The sequence below is a fragment of the Halopolyspora algeriensis genome (assembly GCF_003337235.1).
Taxonomy (GTDB): Bacteria; Actinomycetota; Actinomycetes; order Mycobacteriales; family Pseudonocardiaceae; genus Haloactinomyces; species Haloactinomyces algeriensis.
This window is the reverse complement of record NZ_QPJC01000021.1, coordinates 1-16,164: the sequence shown is the minus strand read 5'-3', so window position 1 is coordinate 16,164 and position 16,164 is coordinate 1. Positions and strand designations below refer to the sequence as shown.

General features: G+C 66.8%; 14 protein-coding genes. 9 read left to right on the top strand and 5 right to left on the bottom strand.

Features of this window, described 5'->3' with window-relative positions; translation table 11 throughout:
* The first annotated feature begins 175 nt into the window (after positions 1-175).
* Genes DFQ14_RS20710 through DFQ14_RS20700 form a run of 3 tightly spaced genes read left to right on the top strand, consistent with a single transcriptional unit; the run spans position 176 to position 3,248 of the window.
* A complete protein-coding gene (locus tag DFQ14_RS20710) occupies positions 176-2,176 on the top strand; it encodes a DUF6541 family protein (protein WP_114455015.1) in 2,001 nt (666 codons plus the stop codon).
* Positions 2,177-2,184: 8 nt separating this feature from the next.
* A complete protein-coding gene (locus DFQ14_RS20705) occupies positions 2,185-2,871 on the top strand; it encodes a glycosyltransferase family 2 protein (protein ID WP_114455014.1) in 687 nt (228 codons plus the stop codon).
* A gap of 2 nt (positions 2,872-2,873) precedes the next feature.
* Positions 2,874-3,248: a DUF2304 domain-containing protein gene (locus tag DFQ14_RS20700; RefSeq protein WP_114455013.1), complete on the top strand. Its 375-nt coding sequence runs from the start codon at positions 2,874-2,876 to the stop codon at positions 3,246-3,248.
* Between the two features lie 38 nt (positions 3,249-3,286).
* Here DFQ14_RS20700 and DFQ14_RS20695 read toward each other — a convergent pair whose 3' ends face one another.
* Complete coding sequence (locus tag DFQ14_RS20695; protein WP_114455012.1) at positions 3,287-4,225, bottom strand: NAD-dependent epimerase/dehydratase family protein; 939 nt, start codon at positions 4,223-4,225, stop codon at positions 3,287-3,289.
* A gap of 216 nt (positions 4,226-4,441) precedes the next feature.
* Between DFQ14_RS20695 and DFQ14_RS20690 the strand changes: the two genes are divergently transcribed.
* Together DFQ14_RS20690 and DFQ14_RS20685 are read left to right on the top strand one after the other, a co-directional pair.
* Positions 4,442-5,731: a nucleotide sugar dehydrogenase gene (locus tag DFQ14_RS20690; protein ID WP_114455011.1), complete on the top strand. Its 1,290-nt coding sequence runs from the start codon at positions 4,442-4,444 to the stop codon at positions 5,729-5,731.
* 30 nt (positions 5,732-5,761) lie between these two features.
* Positions 5,762-6,358, top strand: coding sequence for an acyltransferase (locus DFQ14_RS20685; protein ID WP_114455010.1), 597 nt, complete (start codon positions 5,762-5,764; stop codon positions 6,356-6,358).
* A 45-nt stretch (positions 6,359-6,403) separates the two neighbouring features.
* Here DFQ14_RS20685 and DFQ14_RS20680 read toward each other — a convergent pair whose 3' ends face one another.
* From DFQ14_RS20680 to DFQ14_RS20670, 3 genes are all read right to left on the bottom strand, one after another.
* A complete protein-coding gene (locus tag DFQ14_RS20680) occupies positions 6,404-8,137 on the bottom strand; it encodes a hypothetical protein (RefSeq protein ID WP_257233774.1) in 1,734 nt (577 codons plus the stop codon).
* Positions 8,138-8,316: 179 nt separating this feature from the next.
* The gene (locus tag DFQ14_RS20675; protein WP_338072640.1) at positions 8,317-9,402 is read right to left on the bottom strand and encodes a glycosyltransferase; all 1,086 of its coding nucleotides are present in this window, start codon (positions 9,400-9,402) and stop codon (positions 8,317-8,319) included.
* 112 nt (positions 9,403-9,514) lie between these two features.
* The gene (locus tag DFQ14_RS20670; protein ID WP_114455008.1) at positions 9,515-11,035 is read right to left on the bottom strand and encodes a hypothetical protein; all 1,521 of its coding nucleotides are present in this window, start codon (positions 11,033-11,035) and stop codon (positions 9,515-9,517) included.
* Between the two features lie 168 nt (positions 11,036-11,203).
* On the opposite strand from DFQ14_RS20670, the gene DFQ14_RS20665 reads away from it, so the two are divergent.
* The 4 genes from DFQ14_RS20665 to DFQ14_RS20650 all read left to right on the top strand — a co-directional run bounded on the left by DFQ14_RS20665 (position 11,204) and on the right by DFQ14_RS20650 (position 15,173).
* Entirely contained in the window at positions 11,204-12,295 is a 1,092-nt protein-coding gene (locus DFQ14_RS20665) for a DegT/DnrJ/EryC1/StrS family aminotransferase (protein WP_114455007.1), read from the top strand.
* Positions 12,292-13,287 (top strand): Gfo/Idh/MocA family protein, encoded by a 996-nt coding sequence (locus DFQ14_RS20660; protein WP_114455006.1) that lies wholly within the window; start codon positions 12,292-12,294, stop codon positions 13,285-13,287. The genes DFQ14_RS20665 and DFQ14_RS20660 overlap by 4 nt, the downstream gene beginning before the upstream one ends.
* 4 nt (positions 13,288-13,291) lie before the next feature.
* Entirely contained in the window at positions 13,292-14,437 is a 1,146-nt protein-coding gene (locus DFQ14_RS20655; protein WP_114455005.1) for a glycosyltransferase family 4 protein, read from the top strand.
* Between the two features lie 154 nt (positions 14,438-14,591).
* Entirely contained in the window at positions 14,592-15,173 is a 582-nt protein-coding gene (locus DFQ14_RS20650) for a DUF2017 family protein (protein ID WP_114455004.1), read from the top strand.
* On the opposite strand, the gene DFQ14_RS20645 is transcribed toward DFQ14_RS20650, so the two are convergent.
* Positions 15,167-15,988 (bottom strand): ESX secretion-associated protein EspG, encoded by an 822-nt coding sequence (locus DFQ14_RS20645; RefSeq protein WP_114455003.1) that lies wholly within the window; start codon positions 15,986-15,988, stop codon positions 15,167-15,169. The two genes, DFQ14_RS20650 and DFQ14_RS20645, sit on opposite strands and share 7 nt — an antisense overlap.
* Positions 15,989-16,164 lie beyond the last annotated feature (176 nt).

Below are 16,164 nucleotides of genomic sequence, written 5' to 3'. Positions count from 1 at the left end.
CGACATCAGCCCCGCACGCGCGGAGAGCAGTGATGTAATCTTTTCGCCGTTCGGGACGATTCCCGCAACAGTGGGGAGCAGCGGGAACCCCGTGATCACGTGTGCTGCGGCGAGGGGCCCGCCTGCTGAAAGACACCCGAGCACCCACCGCCCTCCTCGGAAAGGTCCTTGCGTGATGAGCTGGCTCGACGCCGTCCCGGCGCTGGTCGCAGCCGTAGCGTGGTTGCTGGTGCCGGGTGTGCTGAGCAGTTACGCGCTCGGGCTGCGCGGGCTCGCTGCCTGGACGGTGGCCCCGGTCTTCTCCACGGCCGTGATCGCCGTGTCCGCCATCGTCTTCGGCAAGCTCGGCATCGCCTGGTCGGCGAGCGCGGCGGGCGCCGCCGCGCTCGTTCCCGCCGCCGCCTTCCTGCTGGTCCGGCTCGCGTTCGGGCGCGGGTTCTCCCCGGCGGTACGGCCGGACCAGGTGAAGGTGCGGCTGGCTGGCTGGCTGGGGCTACTGCCGGCGTTGGCCATCGGCTTGTCCATCATCGTGCAGGGCTTCCGCACCCCGGCGAACCTGTCCCAGACCTACGATGCCGTGTTCCACTACAACGCGCTGCGCTGGGTCCTGGAGTCGGGCAATGCGTCCTCGCTGGCCCTCGGGAGCTTCGGGTCCAGCTTCTACCCGGCCGCCTGGCACGACATCACCTCCCTGGCCGTGCTGAGCAGTGCTGCCCCGCTGCCGGTCGCGGCCAACATGACAACCGCTGCGATCGCCGTGTTCATGTGGCCGCTGGCCTGCCTGTTTCTGAGCAGGCAAATCTTCGGGCCGTCGATCCCCGCTCTGGCGATCACCGGCACGGCCTCGGTCGCCTTTGCGGCCTTCCCCTGGGGATTGCTCCACTTCGGCGTGCTGTGGCCGAACGCGCTGAGCTTCGCCCTGGTGCCCATCGGCGTCGGCGCGGGGCTGTCGATTCTCGGCATGACCACACAGGGTCTGCTGAATCGCACGGCGGCGTGGGTGCTGTTCGGGACGACTCTGGTCGCCACAGGCCTCGCCCAGCCGAACGCGACGTTCAGCATCGCCGCGCTGCTGTTGCTGCCGGGCTGCCACGCGCTGGTGAGCTGGATGCACGGGCAGCACCGGGCCGGCCGGACGACCCGGGGACTGCTCGGCGGTGCCGCCGTGTTGGCGCTGGCGGTGGCGTCCTGGGTGTTCGTGCATTCACTGTCGAGGATCACGTCCGTCAAGAACTACGATAGATGGCAACCGTTCCAGTCGATCACGGCTGCCGTGGGCGAGGTCCTGCTCAATGCCACGAACGGGCGTGACGCGTTGTGGCTGCTCTCGGCAGCCGTGGTGGCGGGCATGTTCTTCGCGTTCCGCAGCCGCATCACGCTGTGGCTGCCGTTCGCGCACGTGGGCCTCGCGGCGCTGTTCGTAATGGCCGCGGCAGTCCAGACATCGACCACCCACATCTTCACCGGGTTCTGGTACAACGACTCGCACCGGCTGGCCGCCATGCTGCCGATCACCGGTGTGCTCCTCGCCGTGGGCGGGGTGATCGGAACGGCCGCGAAACTACGCGAGTGGGCACACACCCGGGAGCTACCGAGCCGGATGCGAAACACTCGTCTGATTTCTGTTCCTGCCCTCACCGGAGCACTCGGTGCACTGCTGCTCGTGGTGACCACGACCTGGTACCAGAATTGGGCGGTCGAGAGTCTCAGGATGACATACCGTGCAGTCGGGAGCTCAGCAGAAACATTGGTCGAATCCTCCGAACAGGAATTCTATTCCCGGGTCGATCGTGTGGTTCCGGACGATGCGGTGGTTGCCGGTGATCCGTGGGACGGCAGCGCGATGCTATGGGCTCTCACCGGTACACACGTGCTGTTCCCGCACCTCAATCCGAGCTCCGGGAACGAGTACCTCGCCGAGCATCTCAACGAGGCCGCGACCGACCCCAAAGTGTGCAGGCTGATGAGCAAGCTCAATGTGCGCTATGCCATCGAGGGAACATCACAATACTGGCTCAGCAACCCGGGGAACGACAGCTATCCCGGACTGACCGACCTTTCGAAGTCCGCCGGTTTCGAACTCGTGGAGCAGCAAGGCCCCTTGAGGCTGTACCGGATCACGGCGTGCGATCCCGAGCTGGCGTCCCACACCCCCGAGCCGCGCAGCGGTGCTTAGGAGTTGCGATGTCTTACAGTGACACGTGGCTGGTCGTGCCGGTGTACAACGAGGCCGAAGTGCTCGGAGAGGTTGTGAGCGAGGCGCTGCAGACGTTCCCGAACATCGTCTGCGTCGACGACGGCAGCCGGGACGATTCGGCGAGGATCGCGCTGAACAGCGGAGCCCACCTGGTGCGGCACCCGGTCAACCTCGGTCAGGGGGCGGCGCTGCAGACCGGGGTCGAGTACGCGCGCAGCCGGCCCGGCGCGAACTACTTCGTCACTTTCGACTCCGACGGGCAGCACCAGGTTGCCGACGTGGAGCGAATGATCGACAAGCTGCGCGCGGACGAAGCCGACATCATCGTCGGCACGCGGTTCCACGGCGACACGAGCCATATTCCGTGGACCAAACGGCTTCTGCTGCGCACGATCGTCGCCCTGAGCCCGCAGTTGCGCACGCTGCAGCTCAGCGATGCCCACAACGGATTGCGCGCGTTCAACCGGACCGTGGGCGAGCAGTTCACCATCACCCACAACGGCATGGGGCACGCTTCGGAGATCATCGCGATGGTGCGCCGGTACGGCTGGCGAGTCACGGAGAGCCCGGTGACGATCGCCTACACCGAGTACTCCATGGCCAAGGGCCAGTCACTTCTCAACGGCGTGAACATCCTGTTCGAGAGCCTCCTCAGAACGAGCTTCAGGCGGTAACAGTGCTCATCCAGTACATCCTGATCCTCGGTGTCGTGCTGCTGCTCGTGCTGTTCCTGCGGCATCACGGCACGAGTCGCACGGCGGCCTGGGTCAAGGTCGGTTTCGTCCTCTTCGTGGTCTTCAGCGTGTTCGCGGTGCTGCGTCCGGACACCGTCTCCGTGCTCGCGCAGTTCCTCGGGGTCGGCCGCGGGACCGACCTGCTCATCTACGTCATCGCGGTCGGGTTCGCCTTCACCTCGATCAACACCTACCTGCGGTTCAAAGAGCTCGAGGGGCGGTATGCCCAGCTCGCCCGTGCCATCGCCCTGCGCGACAGCCGGGTTCCCGAGCACACCGCCGCAGCTGGCCGGGAATGCGGGTCCGATGACGGCTGAGGGCTCCTCTCGGGACTCGCGTTCCGGAAGGCTTGCCTTCAGCTGCGGGTGCGGAAGTACTCGACGGTGCGTGCAACACCGTCGGCGACGGTGATTTCGGGTTTCCAGCCGAGGTCTCGGGCTGCCGCGTCGGCGTCCAGGGCGGAGAATCGCACGTCGCCGGGCCTGGCAGGGGCGTATGCGGGGTCGTCGGTGGCGCCGGCCGCGGCGGCGGCCAGGGTGTGCAGCTCGCGGTCGGAGGTCTGCACGCCGGTTCCGATGTTGTAGCGGCATCCGCTGCCGTGTTGTCCGGCCGCGGCGAGGAATGCGCGGGCGACGTCTCCGACGTAGACGTAGTCGCGGGTGTTGCCGCCGTCGCCGAACACGGTGGTCGGGCGGCCTTCCAGCAGGGCACCGGCGAAGATGGCCACGACTCCGGCTTCGCCGTGCGGGTCCTGCCTGGGCCCGTAGACGTTGGCCAGGGCCAGGTGGGTGCAGTCCAGCCCGTGCAGGCGCCGGTAGGTGTCCAGGTAGATCTCGCCGGAGATCTTCGAGGCCGCGTACGGCGACTGCGGGCACAGCGGGGCCTGCTCGTCGACCGGCAGGTGCTCGGGCACGCCGTAGATGGAGCCTCCGGAGGAGGTGAACACGATCTTGCGCGTTCCGGCACGGCGGGCGGCCTCGGCCACGTTGAGCGTGCCGAGCACATTCCGGGTGGCGTCGCCGAGGGGGTCGGCCACGCTGACACGAACGTCGATCTGGGCGGCCAGATGGAACACGACCTCGGGGTGCACTTCGGACACCACGTCCGCCAGCTCGTCCGAGCACACGTCGACCCGGTGCACGGGACACCCCAGTTTTCCACCGGGTGTGGTGAGGTTCTCCTCCCGGCCGCGGCTGAAGTCGTCGACGACGTGCACCTCGTGACCGTTTTCGAGCAGCAGGTCCACCAGGTTCGAGCCGATGAAGCCCGCACCCCCGGTCACAAGAACGCGCATGGCGGGGAGTGTACCGACCGGAAGTCGAGGGCTCGGCGTGGTCGAGCCGACCCCACCACGTCACTCTGCCGTCCGGGTGAGGGAGGCGACTCGGCTCCGGACGGCGCCGGGGCCGTGGAGTGGGCAAGGGTGAGGATGTCCGCCCGTCTCGGTCACGTTAGGCTGCAGCCGACATATCGCGCGCCACTGCTGTACCACCGAAAGAGGACTGTCTCGGTGAAGATCGCTGTCATCGCCCTGGGGAAGATCGGCCTTCCGCTCGCCGTGCAGTACGCCTCGAAGGGTCACGAGGTCATCGGTGTCGACGTGAACGCCGAGATCGTCGAGCAGGTCAACCGCGCGGTCGAACCGTTTCCGGGTGAGAAGCACCTGCAGGACAAGCTCGGCGAGCTCGTCCCCGCGGGGGCCCTGCGCGCCACCACCGACTACGCGGAGGCGATTCCCGGTGCCGACGCGGTGGTCCTGGTCGTGCCGCTGTTCGTGGACGACGAGGCACGACCCGACTTCGCCTGGATGGACTCCGCGACCGAGGAGCTGGGGCGGCACCTGACCGCGGGCACTCTGGTCTCCTACGAGACCACGCTGCCGGTCGGTACCACGCGCAACCGGTGGAAACCCGTGCTGGAGAAGAATTCCGGGTTGGTCGAGGGGACCGACTTCCACCTGGTGTTCTCCCCGGAGCGGGTGCTCACCGGCCGGGTGTTCGAGGATCTGCGCAAGTATCCGAAGCTCATCGGCGGGTTGTCCGAGGCGGGTGCCGCGCGAGCCGTCGAGTTCTACGAGGCCGTGCTGGACTTCGACGAGCGTTCCGATCTGGCTCGCCCGAACGGCGTGTGGGACCTCGGCTCGGTGGAGGCGAGTGAACTGGCCAAACTCGCCGAGACCACGTACCGGGACGTCAACATCGGGTTGGCGAACCAGTTCGCGCGCTACGCCACGACCGCGGGCATCGACGTCTACCAGGTCATCGAGGCGTCGAACTCCCAGCCCTACAGCCACATCCACCAGCCGGGCATCGCCGTCGGCGGGCACTGCATCCCGGTGTATCCGCGGCTGTACTTGTGGAACGATCCCGAGGCCAGTGTCGTGCGAGCGGCCAGGGAGGCTAACGCGGGCATGCCCGACTTCACCATGGGGCTGCTGGAAGGTGCGCACGGCGACCTGACCGGCGCGCGGGTGGTCGTGCTCGGTGCGGCCTACCGGGGCGGGGTCAAGGAGACCGCGTTTTCCGGGGTGTTCGCCGCGGTGGAGGCGCTGCGCTCCCGCGGCGCGACGGCCCTGGTGCACGATCCGATGTACACCGACGAGGAACTCCGAGCGCTCGGTTTCGAGCCCTACCACCTCGGCGACAAGGTGAACGCCGCCGTGGTGCAGGCCGATCACCGTGAATACGCCGAGCTCGGACCGAACGATCTGCCGGGCATCAGCACCTTCGTCGACGGTCGGCGGGTCAGTTCCGCCGACCGCTGGCCGGGTGTCGACTACCGGGTGATCGGCAAGGCCTGAGATACAGCACAGCCTGGAGAAATGAGGAGCATGTCGTTCGTCGCTGACGGAGCCGACGTGGCGCAGACCGCGAAGCTCGGCGAGGGATCCAAAGTCTGGCACCTGGCGCAGGTCCGGGAGGACGCCGAGCTCGGCGAGAACTGCATCGTCGGCCGCGGTGCCTACGTCGGCACCGGAGTCCGCATGGGGGACAACTGCAAGATCCAGAACCACGCGCTGGTCTACGAGCCCGCCGAACTCGCCGCGGGCGTGTTCATCGGGCCCGCCGTGGTGCTGACGAACGACACCTACCCCAGAGCGATCAACCCGGACGGCACGTTGAAGAGCGCCTCGGACTGGGAAGCCGTCGGCGTCACCATCGCCGAGGGCGCCTCGATCGGCGCTCGAGCGGTGTGTGTCGCGCCGGTTCGGATCGGCGCGTGGGCGACCGTGGCCGCGGGAGCCGTGGTGTCCAAGGACGTGCCGGACTTCGCTCTGGTGGCCGGGGTGCCAGCGCGTCGGGTCGGCTGGGTCGGCAAGGCCGGAGCGCCGCTGCGCGAGGAGGGGCAACACTGGGTCTGTCCCATGACCGGACAGACCTACACCGAGGTCGACGGAACGCTCACCGAGTCCGGCGCGCCAGGCTGAACGCAGCGGTCGTGCGGAAGGGTCGCAGCACAATGGCAGGTGCGGTCACAACGACGGTGACCAGACACCGAGGAAGCTGCCGCAGGTAATGAGCTGTCCGGTCAGCCGGGACTTGATCTCTTTTTCGAGACCGGCATAGTCGATGATCTCGGTGTCCGCGGGCACCGATCCCGGCACCGACGCGTCCTTCCCCAGCTTGATTCGTGCGTCCACGGTCTGGAACAACACCAGGTAGTCGCCTTCCCGGTTCAAGAGCTCCGCGGTGGTCAACATTCGCTCGCGGGCATCCGCAACCAGCTCGAGTGGTCGTGGCCAGTCCATCGGAAACGGGTTGTGCAGGCCAAAAGCCGGGTAGGCGAACGCATTGTCGGGCAACACCGCCACCTTTCTCGCCGGATAGCGCCGCACGCAATTTCCGATCTGCTCGATGTAGGTATAGGTGTCCACATTGGTGCGGATGCCCCGCAGACTCGAGTCAACCCCACCGAGGTCTGCTACGAGCTGTCCCTGCGGGCGGTCACGATAAGGCGATGCATCATGTGACCGAGTCAGCAGCATTCCGGACAGCAACACCGCCACCATCCCGAGTGCCCCCGCAGACACGGTCCAGCCGACATGACCTCGCCGCTCCAGTACGGTACCGAGCAGACGAAACGAATCGCCACCTAGCAAGTACAGGGCGGTCAGAGCCAACGTGCCACCGAGGAAAGTCGGCGAGTCGTAACCCCAGGACAAACTGCTCATCCAAGCTAGCAGCACGACGAGCAACGCACGCCACGGCAACCGTCTGCGGCACACCGTGTCCACCACGCAGGCCAGCACGAGCAGCCAGAACAGTTCGATCCCCCAGTCGCCCGCCCTGGCCAACTCGCCGTCCACGAGCAGCCGAACCACGAGCACTCCGAAGGCCAACACGATCCCGAGCTCGGCGATGTGCATCGGGACGCCGATGCGGAAAGTGAGCAGACGAGCCACAATCAGCAGTCCGGAGCCGATGAGCATCGGATACAGCGGGTTCGGCGCGATGGCCGACAGCTCGAACAGGCGTTGTGCGTAGGTCGGTTCCGCGCCGGTGAGCTGCGCGATGAGCTCGGGGAGGCCGCCCGCGACCGTGACCACACCGATGTACAGCAGCCCCGGGAGGCACAAAATCAGCAGATCACCGAGCCTGTGAAGCCACCGGCCCCCGATGCTGGCACGGTCGCTATGCACGGCCGGGTGCAGCAGCACCATGGCCATCCCGATCGGCGCGGCGAGCATGAAGCTCTGCTTCGTCAACGCGGCCATGCCGAGCATTACCAGGCCAGCCCGGTAATGCCACGGCCGCCCGGCGCGCAACCCGGTGTCGACCGCCCACAGGCCGCAAGCGGTGAGCATCAACCCGTCCACGGTGTGCCACGCGGTCAGACCGTGGGTGTGCAGGTTGACCAGGCTTGCCGCGGCAACAAGACCAGTCAGCAGTGGCCCCCACCGGAGTAGCGAGCGCCGGGTAACCAGAGCCGCAAGCGCGATCGTGAACAAGGTGATCTCCACCATGGACACCAGCCTGGACATGAAAAACAGCGGCCCCGGCAGCAGAAAGTCGAGGGTGTGCAGCAGCGGGGAACCCAGTGGCCGTGCCGAGATGATGTCCTGATGTGGGATCTCGCCGTGCAGCAACCGCCAGCTCGTGCCGAGGATGAAGCCCTGGTCGGTCGGTGTGAAGCCGAAGCGGCCTACCCGGTAGGTCACCGCAAACGAGAGCACACCGATCCAGCCGGCGTGTGCGAGCAGCACCATCGTCCGCCGTCTACGCCGACCGTCTCCGTCCAGTGCGGATCCCTCCGATGCCGAGCTGCGCGCCAGGCGTACCAGAGACATGACATCCCTTCGGAAGTTCCGGAAACGGTTTCCCACCTCGGTAGGCAAGGATTGTGCGATCAGGCAACTCCGTGCATGGTCGTGACCGCAGTCAAGGGTCACCCCGGCAACAGGTTTCCCACGACTGTCCGGATCACGGCGGAGTCCTCGGCCGAGTTCAGTACCTCGGCCGCCTTGTCCGCGTTCTGTTTGAAGGTGCGTACCTGCTGTTCATCCAGCGCTGCGAGGGTGTCACGCATGGCCTGCGCAGAGGCATCGGCAGCGATCGCACCCAACTCGTGTTCCGAGATCAGTCGGTCGGTCTCCGGTGCGGACCCGAACACCACCGCCAGCCGTGCCTGCACGAAATCGAAGATCTTGTTGGGCAACATAAACCGGTGATTCGGTGTGAGCGGCGGCAGGCTGAAGATTCCCACGTCGTACTGGTTCAACGTGTCCACCAGTTCACCCGGACTGACCGGAGGATGCAGAGAGATGCGGGGATCGCCGGCAATCAGTGCGCGAATGCTGTTCAAGTACCGGCCATCATCACGGCCCGGTACGAGATACAGGTCGAGGGTGTAGGTCGAGTCGAGTTCGCGCACCGCCTCGATGAGCGTCTCGAGATTGCGGCCGGGTACCGCGCCACCGCTGTGTACCAGTCGAATGCGGCCCTCGCGAACCTCGCCCGGCTCCAGCTCACGGAACGCGCCCGCGTTGCGCACGGTGTGGGGGTGTACGCCGAACCGGTCCCGGTAGAGCCCGCCGATCGAGTCGTTCACCGCGGTCACTGCGGTCATCTTCGGCAAATACTTGCGGCACTGGTGAGTCATGAACGGTTTCACCAGCAGCCGCCACGACCGCACGTGGGCACGTTCCTCCGGCGCCCACTCGTGCATATCGGCGACGACCGGCGCTCCCTGGGCGACGTGGTGGCCGAGCGCCATCGCGCGCGCCTCATTGGCCACCACCACATCGAACCGCCTGCCCTCGAGAAGATCGAGCGCGGCGCGAACGGCGGGTGCCATGAACTCGACCCGGTCGAAACGGCGCGACGCGAGCAGCGCGATCCCGGCGGACGTCTGCGGCAGTGAGGGCAGACCGGCGTCGATCTCCAGGTGTTCGGTTGCCGCCTGGGGCTTGTCGCCGTATCCGATGGTGGTCACGTCGCCGAGTTCGGCGAGCACGTCCAGCTGGCGAAGCACTCGAGAATCACGATTGATATCCGAAAAGGAGATACAGAGAATCCGCGCACGACACTCACCACCGGCCATGGCCGGGGAGTCTAAACCCACACCTGTGCACTCGCTGCGGGGCTCATCCTGCCGCCCCGCGGCGTACCGATCGACGCGCCACGGCCACCAGATCGCCGCGGTGCAGCAATGCCCAACCGAGCGCGAACACCGCGATCATCGCGACGTCGAGCCATCCGGAAACGTCGGTGGCGGAACTGAGCCCCACCAGCACTCCTGCCATCACAACTCCTCCGAACACCCGCAGCATGAGTGTCCCCCAACGGTGCCGATCGCGTCGCCACACCAGCACCACCGGCAGACAACAGGTGATCCCCATTCCCACCAGATAGCCGAACGCTATACCGAGGACCGACATGCCGGGAATGAGCGCCACGGCGACACCGAGACCAACCACGAATCCCGTGCCGCGGATGAGCGCGACCACCCGTGCTCCGTGCTCGCTGTAGGATCTGATGGCTTCGCTGGTCACGTTGGACACGGTGAGTAGGAAGGTGGCCACGAGCAGCACCTCCAGTACCGGCACCGCCGCGGAAAGCCGCGGCCAGATCAGCTCCACGATCAACCTGCTGCCCACCACAAGAACACCGAACACCCCACCAGCGGTGGTGATCAGTCCCCGGTACACCACGTCGGTGTGCCGCCGAACGGCATCGAAATCACCCCGTCCCACCGCACCGGACAGCGCGGGCAGTAACAACAGGCTCAGCACGGAACCGAGCATCGAAGCCGGGGTCGCCAGAGTCAGTGCCGCCGCGTAGGCGTCCGCACTCACCACGTCCCCGGTCTGGTCGGCGAGCACCATGGTCAGCTGCAGAAATCCGCCAGTGGCCAACGAACCGAGCACACCCCACGCCACGAACCGGTTGATCTCGGCGCGCAACTCCGAACCGATCGGTCCGCGTGCGGCCCGGGGCCAGCCTGCGATGGTGTACAGCAGATATCCCGCGGTCAGCGGCGCCAGCAGCCAGGCACGCAGATCGAGCACGAGCACCAGCACGAGACCGCCGACCGCGACCACGAAGGACAGCCCGTCCCACACGGTGGCCCGCAACACCCGCCCGGTCGCGTACTGCGCACCACGGACGAACGTGTAACCCGACCAACCGATGGTCAGCAGCGCAACGAAAAACGCCGTCGTGAGCTGCCCCGGCGCGAGCACGAAGTAGGTCAGCAGTCCGGCACCGGCGCCGAGCGCGGCGGAGGTGAACAACGACAGGCGGGCCAGATAATGCGTCAGGGCCACTCGGAGCTCGACATCGCCGGCCTCCCTGGCCACGAACTTGGACGCCGCCGCACCAAGGGAAGCCGGCCACAGCATGGTCGCCAGCAATGCGGTGGAGATCGCACTGTTCGTGGCCGCCAGGAAGCCGGCCGGCAGCATGCGACCGACCAGCAGGCTGTAGACGAACCGTACCAGCCCCTGCACCGCGATACCTGTGGCGGAAACCAGGCCGCGATGCGCGGCCGGCAGCGACACGGCGTCCGTGCGCGCGTCGGCTCGGGTCAGCAGCGAACGGCGATGACCGATGAGCTCGATTTCCACCCCGGTGCCGTCCACACCACCGTCGGTCGTCCCAGTCATGGACCGCACAGTAACCGCCGCTGCGGCCGGGGCGTTGCCCAGCCGGGCTTCAACTGCATGAGAGCGCCACATAACCGTGAAGTTGCATTGCTGCGGCCCCCGCTGAGATCCACCGGGACGGCGAATAAGGTGAGGTCGCCATTCCCTCATCGACATCGAGGACACCTCGTGAGTAAGGACTTCATCCCGGCCGCCAAGCCGCTCATCGGCGACGCGGAACGCGACGCCGTCGACGGCGTGCTCCGCTCCGGCATGCTGGCGCAGGGCGCCGAGGTCACCGAGTTCGAGCAGGAGTTCAGCCGGGTGCTGCTGGACGGCAGGCCGACCGTGGCGGTCAACTCGGGCACCGCGGGGCTGCACCTCGGGTTGCTCGCCGCCGGAGTCGGCCCCGGCGACGAGGTGATCGTGCCCTCGTTCACCTTCGCCGCCACGGCGAACGCGGTGGCGCTGACCGGTGCCACCCCGGTCTTCGCCGACATCGAACTCACCCACTACTGCCTCGACCCGAAGCACGTGGCCGGGCTGATCACCGAGCGCACCAAGGGGATCATGCCGGTGCACCTCTACGGGCACCCGGCGAACATGCCGGCGCTACAGCAGCTTGCCGAACAGCACGGGCTGGCCCTGTACGAGGACGCCGCCCAGGCGCACGGCGCGAGCCTCGACGGCAAACCGGTCGGCACCTTCGGCACCTTCGCCATGTTCAGCCTGTATCCGACGAAGAACATGACCTCCGGCGAGGGCGGCATGGTCTCCACCGGGGACACCGAGGCGGAACAAGCGCTGAGGCTGCTGCGCAACCAGGGCATGCAGCGCCAGTACGAGAACGAACTCGTCGGTTTCAACGCGCGAATGACCAATCTGCACGCCGCGATCGGACGAGTACAACTGGCCAAGGTCGGCGAGTGGACCAAGACCCGGCGAGCCAACGCGCAGTTCCTCGACCGGAACCTGCACGGCGTCGGAGTGCCCGCGGTCGCCGAGAAGGCCGTGCACGTCTACCACCAGTACACGATCACGGTGCCCGAAGACCGGGACGGTTTCGCCGCCGCGTTGAAGGAGGAGTACCAGGTCGGCTCCGGGGTGTACTACCCCGTGCCGAACCACCGGCTGCCGTCCTTCGCCCGGGAGGAGGACCTGCCGAACACCGAGCAGGCCTGCAACACCGTGCTGTCGCTGCCGGTGCATCCGTCGTTGGACGATGAGGACCGCGAGCGCATCGTGACCGCGGTGAACACACTGGCGAAGGCAGGTGCATAAGCGTGACCGAACTGCGAGTCGGCCTGATCGGGCTCGGCATGATGGGGCGCCACCACGCGCGGGTGATCCGTGAGGTCGACGGACTGACGTTGGCCGCGGTCGCCGACGCCGCCGGCGATCCGCACGGGGTCGCCGATGGGATGCCGGTACTCGGCAGCGTGGCGGAACTGATCGACGCGGGCATCGACACGGCCGTGTGCACGGTACCGACCGGAATGCACGAGGAGGTCGGTCTCGCGCTCGCCGACGCGGGAATACACACGCTGATCGAGAAACCGATCGCGCACAGCATCGAGGCCGGGAACAGGCTGGTCGAGGCATTCACCGCGAACGGCCTGATCGGCGCCGTCGGCCACATCGAACGCTACAACCCGGCGCTGCAGTCGCTGCGCGAGCGCATGGCCGCAGGCGAGCTCGACGACATCTACCAGATCGCCACCCGCAGGCAGGGACCGTTCCCGGCGCGGATCGCCGACGTCGGTGTGGTCAAGGATCTCGCAACGCACGACATCGACCTGACGGCGTGGCTGGCCAAGTCCGAGTACACCAGCGTGGCCGCCCAAGTCACCACCCGCTCCGGGCGGGCACACGAGGACATGGTTGCCGCCACCGGCAGGCTCGCCAACGGCACCATCACCAACCACCTGGTGAACTGGCTTTCCCCGATGAAGGAACGGGTCACCGTGGTGACCGGTGAGAAGGGTGCGTTCGTCGCCGACACGCTCACCGCCGACCTCACCTTCTACGCCAATGCCGTGATCAGCACCGAGTGGGAATCGGTGGCGAACTTCCGCGGTGTCGCCGAGGGCGACGTGACCCGGTTCGCGATCCAGAAGCGGGAACCGTTGCGTGTCGAGCACGAGAAGTTCCGGGACGCCGTGCTGGGCGTCTCCTACGATGTGGTGACCCTGCAGGAGGGCCTCAACACCCTCCGCACCGCCGAGGATCTGCTGCTCACTGCCCGGCAACCGGTGGACATGCGGAGCGCCTGACCCGATGTCCCAGCGAATCACGATCGTCTCCAGATTGTTTCGCCCCGAGGCGGGCGCGGCTGCTTATCGCCTGGGTGCCCTGGCTGACGAGTTGGTGGCACAGGGATACCGCGTCAGAGTGCTGACCACCGTTCCCCCCGAGGGCGCACGTATCGATGATGCCGGGCTCGACGTTCGGCGATGGCCGGTACTGCGCGACAAGGGCGGAAACGTCCGCGGATACGTTCAATACCTCAGCTACGACATACCGCTGTTCTTTCGACTGCTGTTCACGAAAAGCGACGCGGTCGTGGTGGAACCGCCGACCACCACCGGTGTGGTCAGCAGGATCGTGTGCGCACTGACACGCACCCCGTACTTCCATTACTCCGCCGATGTGGTGTCGACGGCGGCGGAAGGCATCGGAGTCAATCGCACAGTGGTACGTGTCCTGAAATTGTTGGAGCGCTGGGTGCTCAACGGGGCTCGGCACACCATCGCCGTCTCGGATGGCGTGAAGAAGGACCTGCTGTCGCTGGGCGTGCCCGAGGATCGCATCACAGTCGTCGGCGTGGGCATCGACACCACAAGGTTCGACTTCGCCCCGAACGACGAGCAGGTACCGGCCAAAAAGCTGGTTTACGGTGGAACGATGTCGGAGATCCACGGCGCGGAAATCTTCGTCCGCGCTTTTTCGAAGGTTGCCGACAAGCATCCCGACGCCACCCTGTTGATGATCGGCCAGGGCGTGGACGTGCCCATGCTGAAAGACCTTGCCGCCGACCTGGCTCCGGGGCAAGTGGAGTTTCGTCCACCACAGTCAGCGGAGCACTTGAGTGACGAGTTCGCCACCGCCTCGGCCGCGCTGGCTTCGGTGAAGCCCGGGGTCGGCTACGACTTCGCGTTCGCGACGAAAGCCCTCTCGAGCCTGTCCGCCGGCGCCCCCGTCATCTATACCGGAGTCGGCCCGATGGCTTCGATCATTCGTGACAACGACCTGGGCTGGACCGTCGAATGGGACGACACCGCCGTGTCCGAAGCCATGGACAAGGCATTGACGGACCATCCGGACACAGCGCGCCGAGTAGCGCTGTCTCGATGGGTTGAGCACCACCACAGTCTGCAGACCGTCGCCGCCCATACCGTCGACGTCTTCAACCAAGAGCAGTAGTCCACCTTCGCCGAGCTCACGGAGCGGAGAAGCCAGGGAGGCAGCGACCCGAACGGCGAGACCCAACCATGATCCACGGACACGGTGCGGGTACTGATCGCTACAGCAGGGCTGAGACAATCAGCCTCCAGGCTGAGGCGAGGGAGATTCGGGTATGGCGTTCAGGTGCTCCTTTGTGGACGATGCGCTGGTCGTGGAGTTCGACCCGATCATGCACAACTGGTTGCGCGTGTCGCTGCCGCGCTACCGGGGCATGGTGCAGTCCCGCATCGACGAGTACCGCGAATACGACTCGCTGTGCGAGATACTGGGCATACCGCTGCCGGTCACCCCGCTCAACTCGGCGATCCTGCGCACGCTGCGCGACAACTGGTGCGGTCCCACCGGTGACGACGCGCTGGACCAGTGGCGCGAGGCCGACCTGATGACCCGGCTGCGCGAGGACGCCGATGTGGCACTGTCCACGATGCCCGCTCGTGGGCAGCCGCTGGAGTTGCACTACGCGGAGGAAGTCGAGTCCTGGTTCTGGGTGCTGACGAACCTGCGGATCGGCTACGGCGTGCAGCACGGTGTGCTCGGCCCGGACCGCCCTCCCCTCACGGAACAGGTCGGCGAGCAAGCGGACTGGAGCGACCCGCAGACCCCGGCGCGGTTCACCGTGTGGTGGCTGGGCAGCCTCGCCCACGCGCTGCGCAAGGTCTCCGGCCAACCACTGCCGGAGTACTCCTTCTACTGACGCGCGGGCGCGGCCAGCGCCTTGACCATCTCCTCCAGCTTCGCCGCCACCTTGCGACTGTCGGTGGGCGCGAGGGTGAACCACTCGCGCCCGTCACCGCCCGGTTGCTTCTGAGCCATGTAGCTCCCGTTCTCGGTGACGAAGACCTGCAGTTTGACCGGCAGCTTGTGTGTGCGGCGCACCTTGCGGTCGTAGGAGCGGACCGTGAACACGCCCTCGAGGGTGCGTGGTGCGCCGAACGCCTTCGCCAGGACCTGCGCGTCCGCCTGCCGGACCCCGGCCGAGGCCAGCGCGGTCTGCATACCTCCCGATGAGTTGGTCGTCATGCGTTTGCTCGCCTCCTCCAGGAGTTCGGCGGGCAGGGTCGCCGAACCACCGGTGGCGGGTTCGAGCCGGCCGAGCAGATTCACCGCGTTGCCGGCCGGACCGCCGTACTCGTGCCTGCTGAGCACGATGTCCAGCAGCTCCTCGGGGGTCTGCCCGTCGGCCTGATACGCCTGGATGGTGCTGCGGCCCTGCTCGACCAGGACCGCGTTGAAGTTCTCCCCCGCCCGGGACTGCACGGCCAGCCCCACCGCCAGCGGCGGGTGGGCCAGCAGGTGCCAGGCATCGTCGAGGAACGGGTGCACCTCGTCGGTTCTGATCAGCCCCTGCTGCATGAGCTGCTTGCGGGCGTCCTCGCTCGCCTGCCTGCGCTCGTCCTCGCTCTCTCCCGGCATCCGACCGACCCGCAACAGCGGGTGCAGGTGCGTGTCGAAGCGTTCACACAGGTACGCGGCGGACTCGGGGACGATCGAGATCCGGTTGTCTCCCATGGTCAGCGGCCTTGTTCTTCGTGGGGCAGGGCGCCGAGTACGGGTGGGGCGACGCGGTGCATGTCGTTGGTGAACACGTCTTCGGTCTCGACCAGCCAGGTCGGGCGCTCGTGCTCCTGTTCGGCACCGTCGCCCCGCTGCTGCCCGCCGCCGGCGGCCATCGGCGCCCCGCGCAC